The sequence below is a fragment of the Ectothiorhodospira sp. 9100 genome, from assembly GCF_022227565.1.
GTDB classification, from domain to species: domain Bacteria; phylum Pseudomonadota; class Gammaproteobacteria; order Ectothiorhodospirales; family Ectothiorhodospiraceae; genus Ectothiorhodospira; species Ectothiorhodospira marina.
Genome location: NZ_JAJNAN010000081.1, coordinates 1 through 6,057 on the forward strand (window position 1 = coordinate 1; position 6,057 = coordinate 6,057).

The 6,057-nt window shown below is 55.2% G+C and carries 5 protein-coding genes; 2 read left to right on the top strand and 3 right to left on the bottom strand.

Annotated elements, in window-relative coordinates; genetic code table 11:
- On the top strand, positions 1-1,798 hold a 1,798-nt coding region (locus LPW29_RS14650), incomplete at its 5' end, for a tyrosine-type recombinase/integrase (protein WP_238628627.1).
- A gap of 288 nt (positions 1,799-2,086) precedes the next feature.
- The gene (locus LPW29_RS14655; protein ID WP_238628628.1) at positions 2,087-2,944 is read left to right on the top strand and encodes a hypothetical protein; all 858 of its coding nucleotides are present in this window, start codon (positions 2,087-2,089) and stop codon (positions 2,942-2,944) included.
- Positions 2,945-2,958: 14 nt separating this feature from the next.
- Here the strand turns inward: LPW29_RS14655 and LPW29_RS14660 are convergent, their stop codons facing one another.
- From LPW29_RS14660 to LPW29_RS14670, 3 genes are all read right to left on the bottom strand, one after another.
- Positions 2,959-3,975, bottom strand: a complete 1,017-nt coding sequence (locus LPW29_RS14660; protein WP_238628629.1) for an HD domain-containing protein — start codon at positions 3,973-3,975, stop codon at positions 2,959-2,961.
- A 9-nt stretch (positions 3,976-3,984) separates the two neighbouring features.
- Positions 3,985-4,404 (bottom strand): helix-turn-helix domain-containing protein, encoded by a 420-nt coding sequence (locus LPW29_RS14665; protein ID WP_238628630.1) that lies wholly within the window; start codon positions 4,402-4,404, stop codon positions 3,985-3,987.
- A gap of 494 nt (positions 4,405-4,898) precedes the next feature.
- Positions 4,899-6,057: tyrosine-type recombinase/integrase (locus LPW29_RS14670; protein WP_238628631.1), on the bottom strand; the 1,159-nt coding region annotated here is incomplete at its 5' end.

The following is a 6,057-nucleotide window of genomic DNA, read 5'->3' on the forward strand; positions in this document are numbered from 1 at the left end:
TATAAGGCCAATGCTATACGGTCGATTACAGGCATTTCACGACTTCCTCGTTAATCAGTATCAGATTGAAGAGCCAGACTGGACAGCCATCCGTAGCGACGCGGGGGCACAGATCCTGCCGCGGTTTTCTGACGCCAACTACCTGACAGATCAGGAATATTCCCATGTCCTCGATGCACTGATCGCAGCTTCAGACCTATCGACACGTGAACGCATGCGCTGCGCGTGGCTGGTTTTTTTGGGTTTTCGCTTCGGCGTTCGATTTGGTGAGGCCTGGCGACTACAGTATCGCGAAGCTCAGTATGATGGCTCAACCGGGCAGATGTGCATCTGGATTCGGAATAGTGCTCAAGGAGAGGTGAAGACACTCGCTGGCTCAAGGATTATTCCCCTCCTGGAATCGCTCACCGAGACCGAGATCAGCATCTTGAAGGATGTCCTGCAGTACGGTGAACAAGGCTTTACTAACAATCCGCTCTTCCCACTCATGGCCGAAACCACCACTCATTGCACCCTTGAGAATCACCACATCGTAGTCAAGCACATCCATGCGGCGATGAGGTCGGTCACAGGTGACCCGCATATCAGGTTCCACCACCTTAGACACAGCTGGGCCACCCGTCTCTTCGCGTACATGCATTTTAGTGAAATGGGCAATGAAATCGGGGAGTCAACGCCGCTTATTTCCAAGCAAGTCACATTAGAGGCCGAACAAGAATACTTTGGATCTCTCGATAATAGTCGCCACCTCAAAAGCATCAGCACCGCGATGGGTCATGTGGCTGAAGTCACGTCATTGACCAGCTACGGCCACTCGCTGGATGCCATTGCAGCATCCATCGCTCAGCATCGTGCACCAAGGTTATCGGATCATGCCACAGCGTATGCCACTGGCATCGTTCACGCCACGGTACGTTCACGTCGTCGTCGAAATCGCGATAGCCTGAGCCTGGCAATGAACCGCCACGTTGACGCGAGCATCAACCTGCCACCAGTGAAAACTCTGGAGACCAGAGAGGACGTTAAGATCTCCTTCCGACGCGACTCATGCGACCCAATTACATTGTCCGAAATTGACCTACTGCTTTGCCTGTCTGGATCATCCAATCTGGAGACCGATGTTCTAGCCAAAATGCTTCACATTACTTCTGAAACCACCAAGCGGGTTATCGCCAAAGCCACTGAGATTGAAATAGATTCTGGTTTTGATAAATATAACTTAACTGCCACACTTCAGGATCCGCTGATTCAGTCGGCCATAGCCGATTCCACACTACCCAACGGGTGCCTATCGACACTGGAGACCAAGCGATCAAGAGACTACCTCCACTACCTGACAACATGGCTCCAAGCATTATCTCCCACTAACATGCATACATTGGAGCGGGGACTCGACGCGTGGAGACGCTCTTATACACCGGACGGCCAAGCGTTAATCGTCACCTCTGTGCACGATGCTCGATGCCTAGTGCAATACTATGAACTGCTGCCGGACCCACTAAAGGGCGTTTTCCGATTACCCACCGACTATGCGGTATCCGCAACCTTACTTAATAAGCTCCAAGAACTCGGCTGGCCCATTGAGGAACCTCATGCAAAGGTTCGACGGGCGCCCATGAAATCTTCCAAGCTGAGACGTGCGCGCGTAGAGCTCAGACTCACCCAGGTCGGGCCACGACTGAAAACGGCAGCCACAGCTCACCGCGTGAGTTATCTGCTCTCGGTTTTTCTGCAAATCACTGGCGTAGAGCTTGACATCTGCAGCGATCGTGGAATAGGGTTTAGCTCAGCACAGTGATTGTGCTTCGTTTCATGCTTATTAGCTTGAAATGATCGGTGTTGTAGGGACGCAACACCAGATCGACCCATCATGATATGGGTCTGCGTCGACGGTTTCTCTAAAACGTCCGACAGTGCGTAAAAACAGCACGATGCTGTTTCGCTGAAACCAACATGGGTGGGCGGCTAGCCCATCCATTATGTCGCTCACGTGACAGTTTCCTGTGGCTCCGATTATCGGTGTCCGGTCGCGTTAGCGCTTTGTTGAGTTTCGCACGTATTGGGATGATTTTAGAGGGAGCCTGAGATGCCAAATTTTAAAAAAACAAAATTAGCGAGCTTTTTTATAACCCGAGCGAAGTCAATCGACCGTTGCGTTGAGTGGCCTTATCTTAATCCAAAAGAGCGCGAGGCAGAATACAAACATTTAGGGAATGCGATTGAGGCACTGGCCAATCGCGGGCTGAAGGACCAAGGCATCCAACAGCACGCTCACATAACATGGATAAACGCAGTAGAAGAAAATCAGCATGTCACTATAACTCTCCACCTGACTTACGACCAGGATGCGGTCTCCCATGATCAGGTTGAAGAGGTAAAGTGTTTGGTGAACCGCACCCTGACGCATGTCGGGGACACAATCAATAAGGCACACGCTATTCTCGGAGAGAACACAAGCACGGCCACATTGGTCAAAGGCAAAACCTTTCATATCGAAAAATCATTAAACACCATCATTATGCCCCAAGGGCCCCTGACACTGTTAAAGGCGATCAGAAGAGCTCAGAGCCAAAAAATTGGGGTCGAACTCAGTAACGGTGAAACCTGCGAATTGGATGTTCCCCCTATCCACCCCCCCGTGGAGGACCCGGAGACAACATACCATGTCGCTGGCGCGTTGGTTAACGGTGTGCGCGACACCTCAATGTGCGCCAGCATCCTCCAGCCCGGGAAAAAACCAGAGCTGAAGCTATCATTTGCTAAAGAACATCGGCAACGGCTGATACAGGCACAAGAATTGTATGCCAGAGTATCGATCAGCTACAAGCCGATCTTTTCATTTAAGGAAGGCAGGAAGAAGCCCATCGGTGGTTCGATCTTGGATGTACAAGTCGACCAGAGTCAGGGAGGACTCCAGGGCTCTCTGCCGTTCGGCATGGATTGAGGCCAGGCACAAACTCAACAATGGCGGGACCGATCGTCCATCGGTAAGGTATAAACCCGTTGCCGCATCGTGTGATGCTTGCGACCCCAGCCACCGGCAGGATGCTGCAAGCGCTGGTGGAGGTCGGACTCCGCAGACAGACGGTCGGCATGTGACAGGAGCTCTGACTCAATCATCGCAGGCGCGCGCAGACCAAGCCAATCGGGCGCGCCTCGGCGTGCGGTGAGCAAATGCGTCAAAGCCATCATTGCCGTCTCCGGCACGCTCAGGCCTGGTTGAGCAGCGGAGACGGCAAGCCATTCGACAATCGTTGTGCCGTGCCCTAACAGCATGCCTCGGTCCGACATCCGCCACCCTGCACGGCCCTGGTACACATACTCATCTGCTTTCCCGGCGTCATGAAGTAAGGCGCCAACCAAGGTCAAATCTCGATCAGCCGATTGCCATCCTGCGGCACACATCCGCATCACCATTTCTGCAACTTGGAGAGTGTGTTCTAATAGCCCATGACGATATGCGTGATGATGCCGCAATGAAGCGGGAGCATGACAGTATCGGTATAGTCGACCTTCGTTCCAAAAAATTGAATTGATAAGATGTCGATAGTCTCCCGGCAATTGACTCACGACGCAAGACATCCGATTTAGCAACTCCACAGGAACATTCCACGCATCCGGGATGCTTTTGAAAACACAAAAATCACGCTCCGGCCGTGCAAGCGCTGCAATCCCCCCAATTTCGTACCGACCTGCTTCGTCAGCATGCTGCTTCATACGATAAGGCCGCACAAGAACATTCTCACGCAGAGCCTCATTTCTGCGCGACCCTGACCAATACACAGGTATCGAGCGGCCATCATAGTACAAATCGGCCATGTAGTAGGTTTTGGCACCGTCCTGGCGTGAGTTGAACCCACACAAACGATATACGTTTGGCGATGCTTCCACCGAGATACGCGCGGAGCGATCAGCAATCACCTCTGCACGTTGAGCATTCTCATCACTCTGGGCATGCTGCTTCGTCTTATCCATGTTGCCCCCTCACTCCTCAAATGCGGTTTCGTCACCGCCGTTTTTCTGTGGATCACTGCTCTCTGGCCAGTGCTTGGCCATCAGCGATTGCAGATCTCGTGGCTGGTACAACGTGATCAGTCCTTTTAGAACCGTCGTCTGCATTTCCAACTGATTTGCCAATTTCTGGACCTCTCGCCTGAGGTTCTGAAGTTCAGCGTCGAGATCGCAATCCATTGTTTTCCCCACCGACAGCATAGGGAATAGCTCCCGAATCCGCTCCTCCCTGACGTACCGTCGGTTGTCGCCACCCTTGCGGTACTCCAGATGGCCGCGATCCATCAGGCGATAAAGGGTCTTCACGCTACATCCCGCCTGGCGGGCAGCCTTCTGCAGGGTCAGCCACGCAGAGTCAGCGTCGGACACTGTCTTTACCTGTCCCATGCCCATGCCTTGCAATGTCCCGGGACAGCCCGTGACTTTCCGGGACTGGCGCCATGGACGGTTGTCCATCCCACCACATTGCCGGCACAGCGGTTACCCGGGGTTCGGGACAATGTCCGGCCGTGTCCCGGACAGACCCGGGGCACGGTGAAAGCCTGTCCGGGACAGACCAGGGACACGACCCGGTCATCGGGTGACAAATGGATAGGATGTGTCATGCCGTTCCCTCCCATCGGTCAAGCCGGCGATGCAGTTGATCCGCCAACTGTGGCATGCAGCCATTGACCGCCTCGCGCTGGATACGGAGCACTTCCCGCGACACCCACGTCCGCAACGCCTCTCGGTTCGAGGGTTCCGATCCGTCTCCCAGGACGTCGACCAGATGATCCCCGACAGGGATTCGGAAGGCTGACTCCAGGCATGCCGCCAGATGCTCGATGAGGGGGCCGTCGGTGCGCTGCGGGACGAATTGATCAACCCTCCTTAAACCATCTCGTGCGCTACCGCTCATCGGACACCTCCACTTGTGAACCCGAAGCGGGTGCGGCGGATTCGCCAACCACCTGGGGCCCACCATCCTGGCCAAAGCTGGAACGCAGCAGTCGCTCCATCGCCGATCCATCCTGGCGGGTCAGATTGGGCACATACCGCGAATAGACCCGAAACAGCATCTCGGTGGTGGTGTGGCCCATCTGCCGGGCGATCCATTCCGGACTCTCGCCGGCCGCCAGCCAGAGGGTCGCCGCGGTGTGGCGGGTTTGATAAGGGCGCCGCCGGCGCAAGCCCAAGTGTTTGAGCAGCGGATGCCACACGCGGTAGGTCACGTTATTCGGGTTCAGGGGTGCGCCATCCCGGGAGCAGAAAACAAAGGGGTGCTGCCCGGTGACCTTGTGCTGCTCGCGCAGTGCGTTGCACACCATCTCCGACAGGTCCACCGTCCGGAAGGACCCATCGTTCTTGGTGTAGACCAGTTCACCCTTCACCCAGGCGTTGCGCACCAGGATCTGACGCCGCTCGAAGTCCACGCATTGCCATTGCAGTCCATGGACCTCGCTGGTTCGCAGACCGGTGAAGAAACGCACGATGAAATAGGCGCGATAGTCCGGCCGCACCGTGTCGATGATCGACTTCACCTCGTCGAGCGTGAACGGCTCGACGTCCGTGCGGGGCACCTTGAGCGACTTGATCCCGTGATAGGGAGAGGTAAACTCATACCGGTTGGCCGCCTCATTGAGGATCATGCGCAATGGCGTCATGATGTGGTTGATGCGAGTCGCCGACAGACTCTCTTCTTTCCGGCCGGAGACTTTGGCGAGTGTCGACCGGAAACCGAGGATGTCTGCCTTCTTGATGCGGCCAACCTGCTGATCCCCGAAGTTGGGCAGCAGGTACTTGTCCAGTGTGAGGCGCACCGTGTCGATGTGCGTCTTGCGCCACTGGATGCGCATCTCATCGAACCAGGTCTGGGCAAATTCCGAGAACAGCGGCGTTTCCAGCACCTCCCCCGTGGTGGCCACCTCTGCCCTGAACTTCTCGACGTTCGAACTGCCCGGAAAATACCGGGCATACTCGAAGGTGCCGACCGTAATTTCTGCCTCAATCCGCTCCAGAATCTGCTTCACCTTCTTGCGATTGGCCGGGGTATCGTCCAGGGCTGCG